The organism is Blautia sp. KLE_1732_HM_1032 (assembly GCF_025147905.1).
Lineage (GTDB): Bacteria > Bacillota > Clostridia > Lachnospirales > Lachnospiraceae > Blautia_A > Blautia_A fusiformis.
Map to the genome: position 1 here is coordinate 1,970,063 of NZ_CP102266.1, position 17,689 is coordinate 1,987,751.

General features: G+C 45.0%; 17 protein-coding genes, 1 riboswitch and 1 other annotated feature. Of the genes, 7 read left to right on the plus strand and 10 right to left on the minus strand.

Annotated elements, in window-relative coordinates; all coding sequences use genetic code 11:
- Nucleotides 1-164 precede the first annotated feature (164 nt).
- The 9 genes from NQ489_RS09445 to NQ489_RS09485 all read right to left on the minus strand — a co-directional run bounded on the left by NQ489_RS09445 (nucleotide 165) and on the right by NQ489_RS09485 (nucleotide 13,171).
- Nucleotides 165-2,726: a heavy metal translocating P-type ATPase gene (locus NQ489_RS09445; RefSeq protein WP_021651457.1), complete on the minus strand. Its 2,562-nt coding sequence runs from the start codon at nucleotides 2,724-2,726 to the stop codon at nucleotides 165-167.
- A gap of 36 nt (nucleotides 2,727-2,762) precedes the next feature.
- On the minus strand, nucleotides 2,763-3,074 hold the full coding sequence (locus tag NQ489_RS09450; protein ID WP_044961516.1) for a metal-sensing transcriptional repressor: 312 nt from the start codon (nucleotides 3,072-3,074) through the stop codon (nucleotides 2,763-2,765).
- Nucleotides 3,075-3,306: 232 nt separating this feature from the next.
- On the minus strand, nucleotides 3,307-4,734 hold the full coding sequence (gene miaB, locus NQ489_RS09455; RefSeq protein ID WP_021651459.1) for a tRNA (N6-isopentenyl adenosine(37)-C2)-methylthiotransferase MiaB: 1,428 nt from the start codon (nucleotides 4,732-4,734) through the stop codon (nucleotides 3,307-3,309).
- A 101-nt stretch (nucleotides 4,735-4,835) separates the two neighbouring features.
- Nucleotides 4,836-6,410, minus strand: a complete 1,575-nt coding sequence (gene cls / locus NQ489_RS09460) for a cardiolipin synthase (RefSeq protein WP_021651460.1) — start codon at nucleotides 6,408-6,410, stop codon at nucleotides 4,836-4,838.
- Between the two features lie 80 nt (nucleotides 6,411-6,490).
- Complete coding sequence (rpsU, locus tag NQ489_RS09465) at nucleotides 6,491-6,667, minus strand: 30S ribosomal protein S21 (RefSeq protein WP_004222305.1); 177 nt, start codon at nucleotides 6,665-6,667, stop codon at nucleotides 6,491-6,493.
- A gap of 165 nt (nucleotides 6,668-6,832) precedes the next feature.
- Nucleotides 6,833-9,475 carry an alanine--tRNA ligase gene (gene alaS / locus NQ489_RS09470; RefSeq protein ID WP_021651462.1) on the minus strand — a complete coding sequence of 881 codons (2,643 nt, stop codon included), beginning with the start codon at nucleotides 9,473-9,475 and terminating at the stop codon, nucleotides 6,833-6,835.
- Between the two features lie 86 nt (nucleotides 9,476-9,561).
- Nucleotides 9,562-10,788, minus strand: coding sequence for a tyrosine--tRNA ligase (tyrS, locus tag NQ489_RS09475; RefSeq protein ID WP_015524942.1), 1,227 nt, complete (start codon nucleotides 10,786-10,788; stop codon nucleotides 9,562-9,564).
- A gap of 48 nt (nucleotides 10,789-10,836) precedes the next feature.
- Nucleotides 10,837-11,142 (minus strand) — a binding site (T-box leader).
- Nucleotides 11,143-11,336: 194 nt separating this feature from the next.
- Nucleotides 11,337-11,825 (minus strand): ribonuclease HI, encoded by a 489-nt coding sequence (gene rnhA / locus NQ489_RS09480; RefSeq protein WP_021651464.1) that lies wholly within the window; start codon nucleotides 11,823-11,825, stop codon nucleotides 11,337-11,339.
- A 77-nt stretch (nucleotides 11,826-11,902) separates the two neighbouring features.
- Nucleotides 11,903-13,171 carry a cell wall hydrolase gene (locus tag NQ489_RS09485; RefSeq protein WP_044961517.1) on the minus strand — a complete coding sequence of 423 codons (1,269 nt, stop codon included), beginning with the start codon at nucleotides 13,169-13,171 and terminating at the stop codon, nucleotides 11,903-11,905.
- 174 nt (nucleotides 13,172-13,345) lie between these two features.
- On the opposite strand from NQ489_RS09485, the gene NQ489_RS09490 reads away from it, so the two are divergent.
- Entirely contained in the window at nucleotides 13,346-13,645 is a 300-nt protein-coding gene (locus NQ489_RS09490) for a hypothetical protein (RefSeq protein ID WP_015524939.1), read from the plus strand.
- A 19-nt stretch (nucleotides 13,646-13,664) separates the two neighbouring features.
- On the opposite strand, the gene NQ489_RS09495 is transcribed toward NQ489_RS09490, so the two are convergent.
- Complete coding sequence (locus NQ489_RS09495; protein ID WP_021651468.1) at nucleotides 13,665-13,799, minus strand: hypothetical protein; 135 nt, start codon at nucleotides 13,797-13,799, stop codon at nucleotides 13,665-13,667.
- 106 nt (nucleotides 13,800-13,905) lie between these two features.
- On the opposite strand from NQ489_RS09495, the gene NQ489_RS09500 reads away from it, so the two are divergent.
- The 6 genes from NQ489_RS09500 to folK all read left to right on the plus strand — a co-directional run bounded on the left by NQ489_RS09500 (nucleotide 13,906) and on the right by folK (nucleotide 17,686).
- A complete protein-coding gene (locus tag NQ489_RS09500) occupies nucleotides 13,906-14,262 on the plus strand; it encodes a hypothetical protein (protein WP_022426549.1) in 357 nt (118 codons plus the stop codon).
- On the plus strand, nucleotides 14,259-14,534 hold the full coding sequence (locus NQ489_RS09505; protein ID WP_015524936.1) for a hypothetical protein: 276 nt from the start codon (nucleotides 14,259-14,261) through the stop codon (nucleotides 14,532-14,534). Before NQ489_RS09500 ends, NQ489_RS09505 begins: the two co-directional genes overlap by 4 nt.
- A gap of 219 nt (nucleotides 14,535-14,753) precedes the next feature.
- A riboswitch (THF riboswitch) is annotated at nucleotides 14,754-14,850 on the plus strand.
- Nucleotides 14,851-14,994: 144 nt separating this feature from the next.
- A complete protein-coding gene (gene folE / locus NQ489_RS09510) occupies nucleotides 14,995-15,552 on the plus strand; it encodes a GTP cyclohydrolase I FolE (RefSeq protein WP_015524935.1) in 558 nt (185 codons plus the stop codon).
- Complete coding sequence (locus NQ489_RS09515; protein WP_021651470.1) at nucleotides 15,552-16,028, plus strand: HD domain-containing protein; 477 nt, start codon at nucleotides 15,552-15,554, stop codon at nucleotides 16,026-16,028. The genes folE and NQ489_RS09515 overlap by 1 nt, the downstream gene beginning before the upstream one ends.
- A gap of 11 nt (nucleotides 16,029-16,039) precedes the next feature.
- On the plus strand, nucleotides 16,040-16,846 hold the full coding sequence (gene folP, locus NQ489_RS09520; protein WP_021651471.1) for a dihydropteroate synthase: 807 nt from the start codon (nucleotides 16,040-16,042) through the stop codon (nucleotides 16,844-16,846).
- A gap of 9 nt (nucleotides 16,847-16,855) precedes the next feature.
- Nucleotides 16,856-17,686, plus strand: a complete 831-nt coding sequence (folK, locus tag NQ489_RS09525) for a 2-amino-4-hydroxy-6-hydroxymethyldihydropteridine diphosphokinase (protein WP_021651472.1) — start codon at nucleotides 16,856-16,858, stop codon at nucleotides 17,684-17,686.
- Nucleotides 17,687-17,689: the final 3 nt, after the last annotated feature.

Here is a 17,689-nt window from a genome sequence, read left to right on the forward strand (position 1 = left end):
ACCAATTTGGCGGATAATCTTGCTTTTTCAGAATAAACTATAAAGATATTAGCCGGATTTATAGAAGTGGAAAATTTTTTCTGTATGAGACAAAAGAAACAGCTCCGCTTTTACAGAACTGTTTCTTTTGGCCATTTGGCAAATATGTGGTTTAAAAATCCGGTTTATTCCTGGGTGATTCCCTTAAACTCGTAACCGGCTTCCTTGATCACTTCTTCAACCTTTGCCTCGTCAACCTTCTCAGGTACAGAGAATACAGTTGTTCCGTTCTCGTGGGAAGAAACTACGTCTTCTGCTCCGAAAGCTGCCTGGATGGCTTTGTTTACGTGTGCCTCACAGTGTCCGCACATCATTCCTTCTACATTGACCGTTACCTTTACCATTGTTTTGTTCTCCTTTTCTTCTTTTATATTTTCATCATGACTGATGTGTAATGTTACCGGATTTTTGATTTCTTTGTCTTTTGCTGCATTGTGGATCTGAAACAGATTCAGACGCAGCGCATTTGTTACAACACAGAAGCTGGAAAGACTCATGGCCGCAGCTCCGAACATCGGATTCAAGGTCCATCCGAAAAGCGGGATCCAGACACCTGCTGCAAGGGGAATGCCGATTATATTGTAGAAAAATGCCCAGAAAAGATTCTCATGGATATTCCGAAGTGTGGCGCGGCTTAAACGTACTGCCGCTGGAACATCGCTTAACTGGCTCTTCATCAGAACGATATCTGCCGCATCAATGGCAATATCTGTTCCTGCACCGATGGCAATTCCGATATCGGCTCTTGTAAGTGCCGGCGCGTCGTTGATACCGTCACCGACCATGGCAACCTTTCCCTGCTCCTTCAGAGCGCGGATCACACTTTCTTTTCCATCCGGAAGAACTCCTGCGATCACATCGTCAACTCCTGCCTGAGCTCCGATGGCTTTTGCGGTACGCTCATTGTCACCGGTAAGCATAACTACACGGATTCCCATGTTCTGAAGCTCTTTTACTGCACGGGGACTGTCTTCCTTGATCACATCCGCAACTGCGATGATTCCCAGAAGTTTACCGTTTCGTGTGAAAAGAAGGGGCGTTTTTCCATGCTCTGCAAGCTGCTCGGCTCTCCTGTTAAGGTCTGCGGAAACCTTTGTCTGGCTGCTGATAAATTTCATGTTTCCGCCTGTCAGTTTGTCACTTCCAAGTATAGCGGAAAGTCCGTTTCCCGGAAGTGCCTGGAATCCGGTTACTTCACCTGTGGCAAGGTTTTCTTCCTCGGCTTTTTTGAGAACGGCTTTTGCCAAAGGATGTTCACTTTTTTTCTCCAGTGCACAGGCCAGAGTGAGAAGCTCTGTTTCTGTAACTCCCTCTGCCGGGAGAATATCTGTTACCTCCGGCTGACCGCTTGTAATGGTTCCGGTTTTATCCAAAGCGACGATCAGGACTTTTCCTGCTTCCTCCAGGGAAACAGCTGTTTTGAAAAGGATTCCGTTTTTGGCACCCATACCGTTGCCGACCATAATGGCAACCGGTGTTGCAAGGCCAAGTGCGCAGGGGCAGCTGATGACCAGAACGGAAATCCCCCTTGCCAGAGCATAACCGAAGGTCTGTCCTGCAAGAAGCCAGATGATCGTTGTGATCACTGCGATTGTGATCACTGCCGGTACAAACACACCGGAAACACGGTCTGCGATCTTTGCGATCGGTGCCTTGGTGGCTGCCGCATCACTGGCCATTTTGATGATCTGGGAAAGGGTGGTATCCTCTCCCACTCTGGTCGCTTCGCATTTGATAAATCCGGACTGGTTCACAGTTGCCGCAGAAACCATATCTCCGGTTTCTTTATCAACCGGGATACTCTCGCCGGTCAGTGCGGATTCATTGACTGCGGTGGTTCCTTCCAGGATCACTCCGTCCACCGGAATATTCTCTCCCGGGCGGACGACAAAGGTTTCTCCTTTCTGAACCTGCTCAATAGGAACGGTAAGTTCCTGTCCCTTTCGTACCACGACCGCAGTTTTGGGTGCCAGCTTCATAAGGCTTTTAAGCGCATCCGTTGTCTTTCCTTTAGAACGGGCCTCCAGCATTTTTCCTACGGTGATCAGTGTCAGGATCATGGCTGCAGATTCAAAATAAAAATCCATCATGTAATTCATAACTGCAGCAGAATCTCCATCTACCTGTGCTCTTGTCATGGCAAACAGTGCATAGACGCTCCATAGGAAGGATGCCATGGAGCCAAGAGCTACCAGAGTATCCATATTTGGGGAACGGCGCCACAGACTCTTAAATCCATTGATGAAAAATTTCTGGTTGATCACCATGATGATACCAGCCAGGAGCAGCTGTACCAGTCCCATGGCTACGTGATTGCCGTCAAACCATTTCGGCAGTGGCCATCCCCACATCATGTGCCCCATGGAGAAATACATCAGTACCAGCAAAAATCCCACGGATGTGATAAGACGTTTCTTTAGGATCGGAGTTTCATGATCTTCCAGCGCTTCTTCTGCCGCAGACATGGAAATCTTCGCTCCGGCAGCTCCGCCCTTTAAGGATGCACCATATCCGGCGGCTTCCACTGCGGCAATGATCTCACCGGATGAAGCGGTTCCTTCAACTCCCATGGAGTTGGTCAGAAGACTGACGGAACAGCTATTCACCCCCGGAACTTTCGATACGGCTTTTTCTACACGGGCAGAGCAGGCGGCGCAGCTCATACCAGTTACATTATATTGTTCCATTTTCTTTCAGTACCTCCTAAAATCCAGTTTGTCCCTTTATTTCATCAGCTTCTGGAGGGTTGCTACCAGCTCATCAATGGTCTCATCCTTACCTTCCCGGATATCCCGGGCAACGCAGGTGCGGATGTGGCTGGCAAGCAGCTCTTTGTTGAATGCATTCACTGCAGCATTGGCTGCAGCGGACTGAATCAGGATATCATTACAGTAGGCATCATTCTCCATCATTCCTATAATGCCTCTGATCTGGCCTTCAATACGTTTCAGACGGTTGATCAGCTTTTTTTTCTCCTCCTCTGAGCGTGCAGTGTGTTTTTCACAGCAGCAGGGACAGACTTTCTTTTCAGACATAGGCTGTCTCTCCTTTCTCATAAATACCCCCATGGGGTATCCTCTATATATGGAATAATATATACCCTCATGGGGTATTTGTCAATAGAAACAGTATTTTTATAATAAAAAAGCCCGCTCATCCGATAATGGCAATGAGCGGGCAATATAAACTTATAATTAGCCGAATCAGGTAAGTCCCCAACGGGGTTACGAAAAACAATAAGCAGTGGGTGAGGACTTGTCTATAATTCTACTCTTCCACGATATGTCCGAAATAATAGAATCCCTTGCAGGTATCCAGGCTTACTTTTACATATTTGCCGATGAGATCTTTTTCTCCCGGGAAATGAACCAGAAGATTATGCTGGGTACGGCCAGTAAGAGTACCCTTCTCACGGTTTTCATCTTCTACCAGGATTTCCTGAATGGTTCCCTGGAAACGGGAGGAATTTTCCCGGCCCTTTTCCTGTACCAGGGTAAGAAGACGGCTGAAACGGTCTTTTACCACATCCTCCGGCACCTGATTTTCCATGCCGGCTGCAGGGGTTCCGCTTCGTTTGGAATAAATAAATGTGAAGGCAGTATCGTAATTTGCTTTTCTTACAACATCCAGTGTTTCCTGGAAATCTTCTTCTGTTTCTCCCGGAAATCCGACCATGATATCTGTTGTCAGCGAAATATCCGGGATCGCCTTACGGATCTTATCTACCAGCTCCAGATATTTTTCCTTGTCGTAGCGGCGGTTCATTTCTTTTAAGACTCTGCTGCTTCCGGACTGCAGCGGAAGATGCAGATGGTGACAGATTTTCTGGCTCTCCGCCATGGTCTGGATCAGTTCGTCGGAAAGATCCTTCGGATGGGAGGTCATAAAACGGATACGTTTCAGCCCTTCGATCTTTTCCACTTCTTTCAGAAGTTCTGCAAAGGTTACCGGTGTTTCCAAAGTTTTTCCGTAGGAGTTTACATTCTGACCAAGAAGCATGATCTCAGTAACGCCATCTGCGACCAGTTCCTCGATCTCGCGGATGATGGCCTGTGGCTCGCGGCTCTTTTCGCGGCCGCGGACATAAGGAACGATGCAGTAGCTGCAGAAGTTATTGCAGCCAAACATTACGCTGACTCCTGTTTTGAAGGAGTATTTGCGAGAAGTTGGCATGCCCTCTACGATCTCATCGGATTCCTTCCAGATATCAATGATCTGGTCGTCGGTCTGCAGCGTCCGGTAAAAAAGCTCGGGGAATTTGTGGATATTATGGGTTCCGAATACAAGATTTACATATTTATAATCCTTGCGGATCTTTTCCACTACGTGATGCTCCTGCATCATACATCCGAACAGTACGATCTTCATATCCGGGTGCTCCCGTTTGATGCTCTTTAAATGTCCAAGATGTCCATAGATCTTCTGATTGGCATTTTCCCGGACTGTGCAGGTGTTAAATACAACTGCATCAGCATCCTCGGTATCTACCATTTCATATCCCATTTTTTCCATGATGGCCGCAATAGACTCTGTCTGGATGGAGTTCATCTGGCATCCTTCGTTCTGGATGTGGAAGGTGGGATGTTTCGTACTGCTTTTGGCAAGAAGCTCTTTACATTTTTCAATGTACTGAAGCTGGATTTCTGTTTCTTTGTTCTGGCTCAAATCAATTCCTCCAATAACTAAAAATTTCATATGTATCTATAAATTATTTTTCTTTAGACAATATCAGACGGGAGCATTGAACTCCCGTCTGATATATCATACAGAATTTATAGTTGTCTGTCAAAGAGTTTTTATAATAGCGGTGCAAAAACTCTCAGTACGTTCTGAATGGCACGTACCACAATATTTCTCTTCTGGCAGAATGCCAGATCAATGGGATCACAGTACTCCAGGGTTTCTGTAAAATCATCCCGGATGTCCAGAATCACATCATTCTTATACATCCAGACACCATCTTCAAAATGCAGATAAAGGCTTCGGTAATCCAGATTTATGGTTCCTACGACGCCTACTTTGTCATCACAGACAAAAGATTTGGCATGCAAAAATCCCGGCTGGTATTCGTAGATCTTTACACCTGCTTCCAGAAGCTGCTTATAATAAGACTGTGTCAGCAGGAAGACCATTTTTTTGTCCGGGATACCGGGTGTCATGATCCGGACATCCACACCGCTTTTTGCAGCGAGGCACAGGGCGGTCATCATCTCATTATCTATGATCAGATATGGTGTGCAGATATAAACATAGTTTTTGGCGCGATTGATAATATTAAGATAAACGTTCTCTCCTACGATCTCATCGTCCAGGGGGGAATCGCAGAATGGCTGGACATAACCGCTTCCCGGAAAATCGTTTGGGTGCCACCTGTGCGGAACATAATTTCCGAAATCAAGAGAAGTATCTGTTCTGGTAACGATTCCCCACATATACAGGAACATAGCTGTCATATTCCAGACGCCTTCTCCTTTCAGCATAACGGCTGTATCCTTCCAGTGGCCAAACCGTTTTCGCTGATTGATATATTCGTCAGCCAGGTTGATGCCGCCGGTAAAACCGGTCCAGCCATCGATCACACAGATCTTACGGTGGTCACGGTTATTCTGGATTATATTAAGAATCGGACGGAACCGGTTGAATACTTCGCATTTGATTCCTCGCCGGCGCATCTCCTGATCATACTTGTATGGCAATGTGGTAAGGCAGCCGAAGCCATCATAGATCAGTCGGACATCCACTCCTTCTTTAGCCTTTTTTTCAAGGATATTAAGGATCGTCTGCCACATTACCCCGTCATTTATGATGAAATATTCGATAAAAATAAAATGCTTTGCCTGCTCCAGTTCATGCACCAGAACCGGAAACATATCATCTCCTACCTGAAAATACTCTGCTGTGGTATTCTCGTGAACCGGATATCTTGAATACTGCCAGATGTAATCCGACTGGATCCTCATGGAACGGTCGTCTTCGTTTAAACGTTTTCTTGTGAGCTCTGAGCCTTCCAGGTATTCAGCAGTTTCATCAATAAGATTCTGATAATGCTGCTCCATTACAGCGCCGATCCGTGACTTACCGAAAAGAAGGTACAGGGAAACACCAAATACCGGAAAAATAAGGATCAGCATCGTCCAGGCGAGCTTATAAGATGGATTGATCTTTTTATTTACGATCCACAGAACAACCAGAAAACCTATGGCCTGCATTCCGATCGTCACCCATCTGGAGTATTCCATAAGCCGGAAAAGGGCGATCAGCAGCCATGCCAGCTGCACAACAAGAGCCAGAGCTACATAAAAAATTCGATTAAATAATAATTTAAGGAGCGATCGCAATGGTTTGATAATCAGTTTAATACACAAATTCATATTTCTTTCCTTCGTCAAACGTTCCTGTTTCTATTTAATTAAAAATCCCTGACCATATAGCCAGGGATTTTTGCGCACAATTAATTATATTTACGTTTTCTTGCGGCTTCAGATTTTTTCTTACGACGAACGCTTGGCTTCTCGTAATGCTCTCTCTTACGGATTTCCTGCTGGATTCCCGCTTTAGCACAGCTTCTCTTGAATCTGCGAAGAGCGCTATCTAAAGTCTCGTTCTCTTTTACGATAACGTTTGACATAGACTCACACCTAACCTCCCTCCAGTTGTAGATTGTGCTAAAATACAACTGTCTGGGTATTTTTCTTGCACGAGTGTTATTATATAGCATAACATGTGGTTTCGTCAACATCTTTTTCGATTTTTATGAAAAAAATGTCAAAATTGTAGATCACGCACAATTTTGTTATTTTGTGAGCTGTTTTTCAAGGATTCCTGCTGCTGCGTCCATAGCTTCCTGTGCCTTCTCCGGATTCTTTCCGCCGGCCTGTGCCATGTTCGGACGTCCGCCGCCGCCACCGCCAACGATGGCTGCTACAGCCTTGATCAGATTTCCTGCATGGGCGCCTGCTTTCTGAGCTGCGTCAGTCGCCATTGCAAGGAGATTTACCTTGCCGCCGTTTATTGCTGCAAGAAGGACAACTCCTTCGCCAAGCTGCTCTTTCAGTTTGTCACCAAGGTCTCTCAGGCCATTCATGTCAACGCCCTCAACTTTGGCTGCAAGAAGTTTTACGCCGTTTACTTCAACAACTTTATCCATGACATCGCCAAGTGCACTCTGGGCAGCTTTGCTCTTGAGAGATTCATTTTCGCTCTGAAGAGCCTTTACCTCAGCCTGCAGGTGACTGATTTTTTCTACAACCTCGGCTGTATTGGCCTTTAATGCTTTTGCAGCCTCATGGAGAAGCTCTTCCTGCTTTCTGTAGTATTCGATAACTGCTTTGCCGGTAAGTGCCTCAATACGGCGTACACCAGCTGCGATACCGGATTCGGACACGATCTTAAAGAGCATGATGGAGCTTGTATTCTTTACATGAGTACCACCACAGAGCTCTTTGGAAAAGTCTCCCATGGATACTACACGTACCTTCTGGTCATATTTCTCACCAAAGAGAGCCATTGCTCCGGATTTCTTGGCTTCTTCCACATCCATGACATCTGTATGAACATCAAGACCTGCCTGGATCTCTTTGTTTACAAGCTCTTCTGTTGCCTGGAGTTCTTCTGCTGTCATAGCCTGAAAATGAGCAAAGTCAAAACGAAGTCTGTCCGGAGTTACCAGAGAACCCTTCTGCTCTACGTGGGAACCAAGAACGGTTTTCAGTGCTTTCTGAAGAAGATGTGTTGCACTGTGGTTTTTCTCGGTATCTTTTCTTGCTTCTTCGTTTACCTTCAGGGATACTGTCTCACCTGAGGAAATCATACCGGATTCCATATGTCCTACGTGGCCGAATTTACCGCCGCGGAGTTTGATGGTGTCCTCAACAACAAATTTACCGTTTGCAGTCTCGATCACACCGGTATCACCTTCCTGTCCACCCATTGTTGCATAGAAAGGAGTCTGCTCTACAAATACGGTACCCTTCTGTCCCTCTGTGAGAGAATCTACGATCTCTGTTTCTGTGGTAAGGACAGTAACCTTGGAATCAAAGGTAAGATGATCGTAGCCGACGAATTCTGTTGTTACGTTTACATCAATATCATCGTATACGGTTGCGTCTGCACCCATATAGTTGGTTACTTCACGGGCAGTACGTGCCTTGACTCTCTGTTCCTCCATTGCTTTCTGGAAGCCTTCCTCGTCAATGCCGTAGCCTTTTTCCTCAAGGATCTCTTTTGTAAGGTCAAGAGGGAATCCGTACGTATCATAAAGCTTGAATGCGTTGTCACCGGAAAGAGTCTTTTCACCTGCTTTTTTCATATCCTCTTCCATGTCGGAAAGGATACGAAGTCCCTGATCGATAGTTTTGTTGAACTGATTCTCCTCATTTGTCAGTACACGGAAGATGAACTCTTTCTTCTCCTCAAGCTCCGGATATCCGGCTTTGGAGCTCTCGATCACCTGTGCACTTAATTTTGCAAGGAAAGTTCCCTCGATGCCAAGAAGACGTCCGTGACGTGCTGCACGGCGGATCAGACGGCGGAGAACATATCCACGTCCCTCATTGGTTGGCATGATTCCATCGGAGATCATAAATGTTGCGGAACGGATATGGTCCGTGATCAGACGGATGGAAACGTCATCTGCATAGTTTTTCTCATATTCTTTATGTGCGATCTCGCATACAAGATTACGAAGTGCACAAATTGTATCTACATCAAAAATAGAATCAACATCCTGAACAACTACAGCAAGACGCTCAAGTCCCATACCGGTATCGATGTTTTTCTGTTTCAGGGTTGTGTAGTTTCCGTTTCCATCGTTCTCGAACTGTGTGAAAACGTTGTTCCATACTTCCATGTAACGGTCGCAGTCGCAGCCTACCGTACATCCGGGTTTGCCACAGCCGTATTTTTCGCCACGGTCATAGTAGATCTCAGAGCATGGACCGCATGGACCTGCGCCATGCTCCCAGAAGTTATCCTCTTTTCCGAAACGGAAAATACGTTCAGACGGAATCCCTACTTCTTTGTTCCAGATATTGAAGGCTTCATCATCATCCAGGTAAATGGATGGGTAGAGACGGTCTGCATCAAGCCCTACAACCTCAGTAAGAAACTCCCAGGACCAGTGGATGGCTTCTTTTTTGAAGTAATCACCAAAAGAGAAGTTACCAAGCATTTCAAAGAAAGTACCGTGACGTGCGGTTTTACCTACATTTTCGATATCTCCGGTACGGATACATTTCTGGCAGGTTGTCACTCTTGTTCTTGGCGGCTTCTCAGCACCTGTGAAATATGGTTTCAGCGGAGCCATACCTGCATTGATCAGCAGAAGACTCTTATCTCCCTGAGGAACCAGGGAAAAGCTTTTCATTACAAGATGGCCCTTGCTCTCCATAAAGTCAAGGAACATCTTACGAAGTTCGTTCACTCCGTACTTTTTCATGTTGTTATCCTCCTTGTGTCAACCCTACCTGTCAGCATTTCCGGAATGCCGTAGCTTTATCCCGGAAATGTCACAGATATGGGAAATTATTTTACACAGATCTTTTTGAATTTTTTCTTGCCTCGTTTCAGAACGATCCCGTCCCCTGCAAAAGCATCCTTCTCAACCGTATGGTAAATATCGGTGAGCTTCTCACCATCGATGGATACACCACCCTGCTGGATCGCACGGCGACCCTCGGAACGGCTTGGTACCAGCTCTGCTTTTACAAGAAGTGTGATCAGGTCGATTTTTCCTTCCTCGTCAAAATCTTCCTCTGAAAGCTCTGTTGTAGGCATATGAGAAGTATCTGCACCTGAGAACAGTGCGCGGGCACCCTCCTGTGCTTTCTTGGCTTCCTCCTCACCGTGTACAAGCTCTGTCAGCTGGTATGCAAGGATCTCCTTGGCTTTGTTCAGCTCGCTGCCTTCCCATTTGGCCATCTCGTCGATCTCCTCAAGAGGAAGGAAAGTAAGAAGACGCATACATTTGATAACGTCAGCATCGTCTACATTTCTCCAGTACTGGTAGAAATCGAACGGGGATGTCTTATTCGGATCAAGCCATACAGCTCCGGACTGTGTTTTTCCCATCTTTTTGCCCTCAGAATTGAGAAGCAGTGTGATGGTCATGGCATAAGCATCCTTGCCAAGCTTACGGCGGATCAGCTCGGTACCGCCAAGCATGTTACTCCACTGGTCATCGCCACCGAACTGCATGTTGCAGCCGTATTTCTGGTACAGCATGTAGAAGTCGTAGCTCTGCATGATCATGTAGTTAAATTCCAGGAAGCTTAAGCCTCGCTCCATACGCTGTTTGTAGCACTCTGCTGTCAGCATACGGTTTACGGAAAAGTGAGCACCTACCTCACGGAGAAGCTCTACATAGTTAAGGTTCATAAGCCAGTCAGCATTGTTTACCATAAGAGCTTTTCCATCAGAGAAATCGATGAAACGGCTCATCTGCTGCTTGAAGCAGTCAATATTGTGCTGGATGGTTTCTTTTGTCAGCATCTGACGCATATCGGTCCTTCCGGACGGGTCACCGATCATTCCTGTTCCGCCGCCGAGAAGGGCGATCGGACGGTTTCCTGCCATCTGCAGTCTCTTCATCAGGCAAAGAGCCATGAAGTGACCTACATGAAGGCTGTCTGCTGTAGGGTCAAAGCCAATATAGAATGTGGCTTTCCCGTTATTTACCATCTCTTTGATCTCGTCTTCATCTGTAACCTGTGCGATCAGGCCACGTGCTTTCAGTTCTTCCCAAACTGTCATTGTTCTTTCCTCCTGTATAGTCATATAAAAAATGCCCGGTTCCTGTCCGTTTAGGACGAGAACCGGGTCCCGCGTTACCACCTAAATTTACAGAAAACTCGCATTTCCTGCCTCATAAAGTGAATCTACATCCCGTTATATCCATATATATCAAGATATAAAACACTTCAGCACAATAACGGGTGCCATTCCGTCGCAGCCTATCTATAATACGTTATTATTTTACAGTATCATGTCCCGATTCGGTGCGCAGCTCCGGGATGTATTCACAAAAGTTCTACCCTGCGCCTCTCACCTGCCGGCTGCTCTCTGTGGGGTTTTCCTCAAGCTACTTTTTCCCTTCCAAGCCTTTTACTATACTATATGAAGTATACAAACTGCTTTTTTGTTTGTCAAGAAATTTTAATATTGCTTTGACAACTTAAAGTGGCAGAATATTACTTTTTACTCTGTTCTCAGTAACACGCTTCGCGATGCACAGAATTTACGCTGATCGCATAAATTCGCGCGGTATGTTTCGGGTTTTCTGTGAGTGATAAGTGGAACTTTTATTTCTGTAAGCCATTTATTCCTTCATCTACGTAAAGGTCATTGCCGTCTGCCGCTGATGTGGCAAGCTGATCACACCGTTCATTTAACGGATTATCTGCATGTCCCTTAACCCAGTGGAAGCTTACCTGATGCTGCTCCTTGGCCTTTAAAAGGCGTTTCCAGAGATCTACGTTCTTCACATCTTCGTTTTTTCCACGTTTCCAGTTTTTCTTCAGCCAGGCATCGATCCAGTGCTGATTAAAAGCATCTACCAGATATTTGGAATCGGAATACAGATCCACCTGGCAGGGGCGGTTCAGTGCTTCCAGTGCTACGATAGCTGCCATCAGCTCCATCCGGTTGTTTGTGGTTTTTTTGTAGCCTCTGGACAGTTCACGTTCATGTAGCTGGCCTTTGGTATCGATGTACTGAAGAACTGCTCCGTAGCCTCCCGGTCCATCCGGATTTCCCCGGGCTGCACCATCCGTATAGATTTTTACCTGCATATTTGCTTCTCCTTAAATTTTCAATTTTATGTCCATACGCCTGTTTGTTCAAAGTTTACTGCCGGAGACTATGTTGCTTATACCCAGTCTACAAAAAATGTATGGCCTTTATAAGTTTCATATTTCACTTTGCTGAAATTCAGATTCTGGTTCCAGAAATAGCTGGTCATCATGAAATACATATAATTAAAATCTTTCTGTTTAAATCCTCTGAGTGTTCTGGCTTTGCCGGAAGTGACATGTTTATTGAAAATAGTCATTGCTTCTCTTGCAGCCTGATAAGCAAGAGTACGGTTTTCAAACTGACCATTAAGACGTTTGAGAAGTGCCCCGTTCCGCACTACAGAATACTGTGGGGTTGTGCTGCTTCCGATATTCTCATAGATCACACCTCGTATCGTAGATGGAAATTCCTTGTCTGATTTGATCGTACGATTCAGAACACAAAGTGCTACTGCTTCCATTCCGATCTTGCCCTGATCGCCTGCCTCCGATTCGCAAAGTGCGGCCAGCAGTGCTTCATCGGATGTCTTGCCGTTGGCTATTCCAGGATGGCTCTTATATTCTTTTACCATAGTGTAATATCTGCTGTTTTTGGTATCGTAAACTTTGACATCTCCATTGCTGACATTTAGATTTGGTTTGGTAGTCTTCGCAGTGGCCACTCCGTCTGCTGCGATGGAGTATGTAATTCCATTCACTGTCACGGAGGTACTTACTGCCATGACACCGTTGGATTTAAAATAATAGTTCTTCTGATTGATCGTCTTCAGACCAGTATACATATAACCGGTACTGGTGGCAAAATAGTAGCTGATATTTTTGGATTTGTTTTTTACCCATTTGGTTGCCATATAACCGGAAGTTTTGTAAAAATAACGTTTCTGCCCTTTGCTGTTGGTGAGCCAGCCGGTTGCCATAATGCCTCCGCCTTTTGTGAAATAACGTTTCCTTCCCTTGCTGCAGTTTACCCAGCCTGTGGTAAGCTTACCTGTTTTGGGATTGAAATAGCGCTTATGGCCTTTGGAATCTGTCATCCAGCCGGTTGCCATAACCCCCTTGCCTTTTGTAAAATAGTAGGTATATTTGCCATTGACCTTCATCCAGCCCTTTACCTGTACTCCGGTCTTTGTGTTAAAGTAGTACTTGTATCCGCCCAGGGTCAGCCAGCCTTTCTGCTTGCTTCCATCACTTTTTATGTAGTATGTTTTTCCATCGATAGTTTTAAAGCCTGCAGTGGCAGCCTGTACCTCTTTTGCAGAAGTAGAAAAGACTGTGCTTCCCACGATCAGCAGCATGGCAAGCATCAGACCCTTCAGCCATTTTTTTGTTCTGAAACTCTTCATAATTTTCCCCATTTCCTGTTTTAGATATAAAAGCTAGTTTGTCTCAAAAATTACAAAAATGTTACATTTCGTTTATTATATCGTAATGAATAAACACTGTCAACTTTTTTGTAACTGTGGACGGACTCCTGCCATATGATGAAGTGTAAATAAAATTTGCTGGAGGACTTATCGATGAGTGACTTAGCAGCTACCAATTGTGGATGTGATTGCGGATGTGGTTGTGATTCCGGATGTAGCACAGGATGTGGATGTAACAATAACTGTGGCTGTAATAATGGCTGCGGAAATTCCCTGTTTGGAAACGGTGGAAACAGCTGCTCCTGTATCCTTTGGATCATCTGTCTGATGTGTTGCTGTGGAAACAACAGTGGCTGTGGCTGTAATAACAACGGCTGCAACGACAGCTGTTGGATCATCATCCTTCTTCTGCTTTTGTGCGGAAATGGATGCGGCTGCAACAATTGCTGCTGATCTTTTGAAAAGGCAGAGGTTATTTCCTCTGCCTTTTCTGCTGCCGTTTTTCTGCTTCCTCCTGTTTCTGTTTTTTCTCTTTCAGACATTTCAGATCTATTTCATAAAAAGAATTTCCATCAATGACAAGTTCCTGTTTTTTTTCAGATTCCATAATCACATTCCTTTGAAAAATTTCTTCTATATATAATATGACCAGAGAAGGTTTCTGTCATATTTCTTTCTGCAAATTCATAGATTTCAGGAAAAAGGATTTTTTTATGGAACAGGAGCCTATCGCACGTACTGCTCTGGATGAAATGGTGGAAAGTGACCAGGATCAGATGCTGAAGGCTATGATCCCGTACCTTCCTTCTTCCGGGCAGCGGTTTTTATCTGTGTATACGAAAGTCCGGGAACTTCGGAATACCATGTCGCTTTTTCAAAGCAGCCGTAGAACAGCCGATCTGCAGGCTACCGGTTTTTCCGGCACCGATCCTCTGGAAATGCTGCAGGATATCCGTAAGTGCTGTGGCGGAGAAAATCGCCGTCAGATCGATCATATCACCAGTCTTATGGCTACGATCCAGATGCTTCAGATCATGAATGAAGATTCGTCAGGAGGTGAGAATCCATGAGTGATGACTGGAAAAATAATCCCCGGCTTTCCGGAATGGACCCTCAGAAGCTTTCCATGCTTCAGGGTCTGGCAGATCAGGGATTGGGGAAAAATCCGTCCGAACTTCTGCCTTTTATCATGGGCGCAGCTTCTAAAGGAAAAAATGCGGGCTTAAATTTCAGCTCTGATGAGATCTCCACTATCATAGAAGTTCTGAAAATGGGGAAAAGTCCGGCAGAGGCAGCTAAGCTTGACAGAATTGTGAATCTGATGAAAATGATACGTCATTAACAGCTTTGTGATCCCGGAACAGCGGTTTTCTGTTCCGGGATTTTCTACTTTGTATTTCTTTTTATATTTGTCGGAATATAATCTGCAAAAATCTGACATATCCATAGATTCTATCGCATAATTCATAGAACATATTCCCTATTTTTGTGATATTTTTTTATCATTTTCCCTTTCTTCTTATATCAGTATATGGTATACTTGTCCGTGAAATGAATGATATGCAAAATAGGATTTTATGCGTCAAGTGTTTGGCGAATGGGGAGTTGTCGCCAGAACGAAAAGTACGTCTTACGGTATGAAATCCGCACCCGTTGCAGCAATATAAGAGAATATCTCATATTGTGTAGGGCTTTTTCGACATACGTTCTATTACAATTGGAGATATCTTTTTTTATGCGCAAAAATAAAAGAGACAGTCTCCGAAAAACGTGATTTTTTTAACAAATGGAGGTTGTTATTTATGGTAGACAAAGCAAAAGTTGAAGAGGCGATCAAGCTTCTTCTCGAGGGAATCGGCGAGGATGTAAACAGAGAGGGACTGCAGGGAACTCCTGAACGTATCGCCCGCATGTGCGAGGAAATTTATGGCGGACTTGATAATGAAGCGGATGAACATCTTCAGAAACAGTTTCATGTAGAGAACAATGAAATGGTTCTGGAAAAGGATATTACCTTTTATTCCATGTGCGAACATCATCTTATGCCTTTTTACGGTAAAGCTCATATCGCATATATCCCAAATGGCAAGGTTACCGGCTTAAGCAAGCTGGCCCGTACCGTTGATGTGTATGCAAGAAGACCGCAGATCCAGGAACGTCTGACTGTGCAGATCGCAGATGCGCTGGAACGTGTTCTCGCTCCAAAGGGAATCATGGTTATGCTGGAAGCGGAGCATACCTGCATGACCATGCGTGGGATCAAAAAGCCGGGAAGCAAAACGGTTACGACTGTTACCAGAGGTGAATTTAAAGAAAATATGGAGCTTCAGAAACAGTTCCTTGCTATGGTCAAGGACTGATGGACAGAGTGAATCAGATCTGGAATCATCCGCTCTATCAGAATGAGCTTAATAAGCTTCAGCTTCTGGAGACTGACCGTGAATTCTGCAGACATACACCGGAGCATTTTTTGGATGTGGCACGCCTTGCCTATATCCGGGCACTTGAGGAAAATGCTCCTGTTTCAAAGGAACTGATCTACTGTACTGCCCTTCTTCACGATATCGGACGGGCCAGACAGTATGAAGATGGCACTCCTCATGATGAGGCCGGTGCTGCTATCGCAGGACAGATCTTAAACGAGCTTGGATTTTCTATGGAAGAAATGGAAGCGATCATTGCGGCAATACGTGGTCACAGAGCTCAGACGGATCCGACAGTTCTTGGAAAACTGCTCTATACTGCGGACAAAAGCTCCAGAAACTGTTTTTCCTGTAAAGCAGAGCCGGAATGTTACTGGTCTCCTGCCAAAAAAAATATGACGATCCAATATTAGGAGGTTTTTCCATGAAAATCGGAAATCGTGAGTTTGATGTAAAAAACAAAACATATATTATGGGTATCCTAAATGTCACACCGGATTCTTTCTCAGATGGCGGAAAATGGAACGATATGGATCATGCCCTGAAACATACAGAAGCTATGATCGCCGAAGGTGCTGATATTCTTGATATCGGTGGGGAATCCACACGTCCGGGACATACACCGGTTGGCGCACAGGAGGAGATCGAGCGTATTCTTCCTGTTATCGAAGCAGTAAAAGGGCGTTTTGATATCCCCATCTCTGTAGATACCTATAAGGGATGTGTTGCGGAAGAAGCCCTGAAACACGGAGCAGATCTTATCAATGACATCTGGGGACTGAAATATGATCCTGAAATGGCTCCTGTCATTGCCAGATATCATGCTCCCTGCTGTCTGATGCATAACAAAGATAATACTGAATACAATAATTTTATTGTGGATATGCTGGCAGAAACCCAGGAATGTGTCAATATTGCCAAACGTGCCGGTATTGCTGATGATAAGATCATCCTTGATCCTGGTGTCGGATTTGGTAAAACATATGAGATGAACCTAATGACCATGGATAATCTGGAGCTTTTCCGGAAGCTGGGATATCCGGTGCTTCTTGGTACCTCCAGAAAATCCATGATCGGACTTGCCCTTGATCTTCCTGTAGATCAGCGTGTAGAGGGAACTCTTGCCACATCGGTGATCGGTGTTATGAAGGGTTGTGCATTTGTCCGTGTTCATGACATCAAAGAAAATAAACGCGTCATCCAGATGACAGAAGCTATTCTGGGACGTTAGGAGGAACTGATGGATAAAATCGAAATCAGAGATCTTGAGATTTTTGCAAACCATGGTGTGTTTCCGGAAGAAACAGCTCTCGGACAGAAATTTGTTGTTTCTGCTGTTATGTATACAGAAACACGTCCGGCAGGGCTGACAGATGATCTTTCCGCTTCCATCAATTATGGGGAAGTCAGCCATATGATCACCGATTTTCTTCAGAAAAACACTTATAAACTTCTGGAAGCTGCTGTGGAGAATCTGGCAGAAATGTTGCTGCTCTCTCTTCCGCTTCTTAAAAAGATCACCCTTCGTATTGAAAAGCCCTGGGCTCCGGTAGGCCTTCCACTGAAAACCGTTGCTGTGGAAATTACCCGAGGCTGGCATACTGCTTATGTTGCTTTTGGTTCCAATATGGGGGATAAGAAGAAATATCTGGATGATGCGATCCAGGGTCTTCGGGATATGAAAGAGATTGTTGTTGAAAAGGTTTCAGAGTATCTTGTAACGGAGCCTTACGGGGATGTGGAGCAGGATGAGTTTCTTAACGGAGCCTTAAGAGTCCGGACTCTGCTTTCTCCGGAGGAGCTTCTTGACAGGCTGCATGTGCTGGAACAGGCTGCGGACCGGAAAAGGATCATTCACTGGGGACCAAGGACACTGGATCTGGATATTCTGTTTTACGATAATGAGATCATTGATACAGTGGAACTACATGTGCCTCATATTGATATGGAAAACAGGGATTTTGTTTTGAAGCCTATGGTGGAGATCGCACCGTATCTTCGGCATCCGGTGTTGAATTTAACAATGGAGCAGTTGTTAAAAAAGCTTGAGGGAAAAACTTTGGCGGTGTGACTT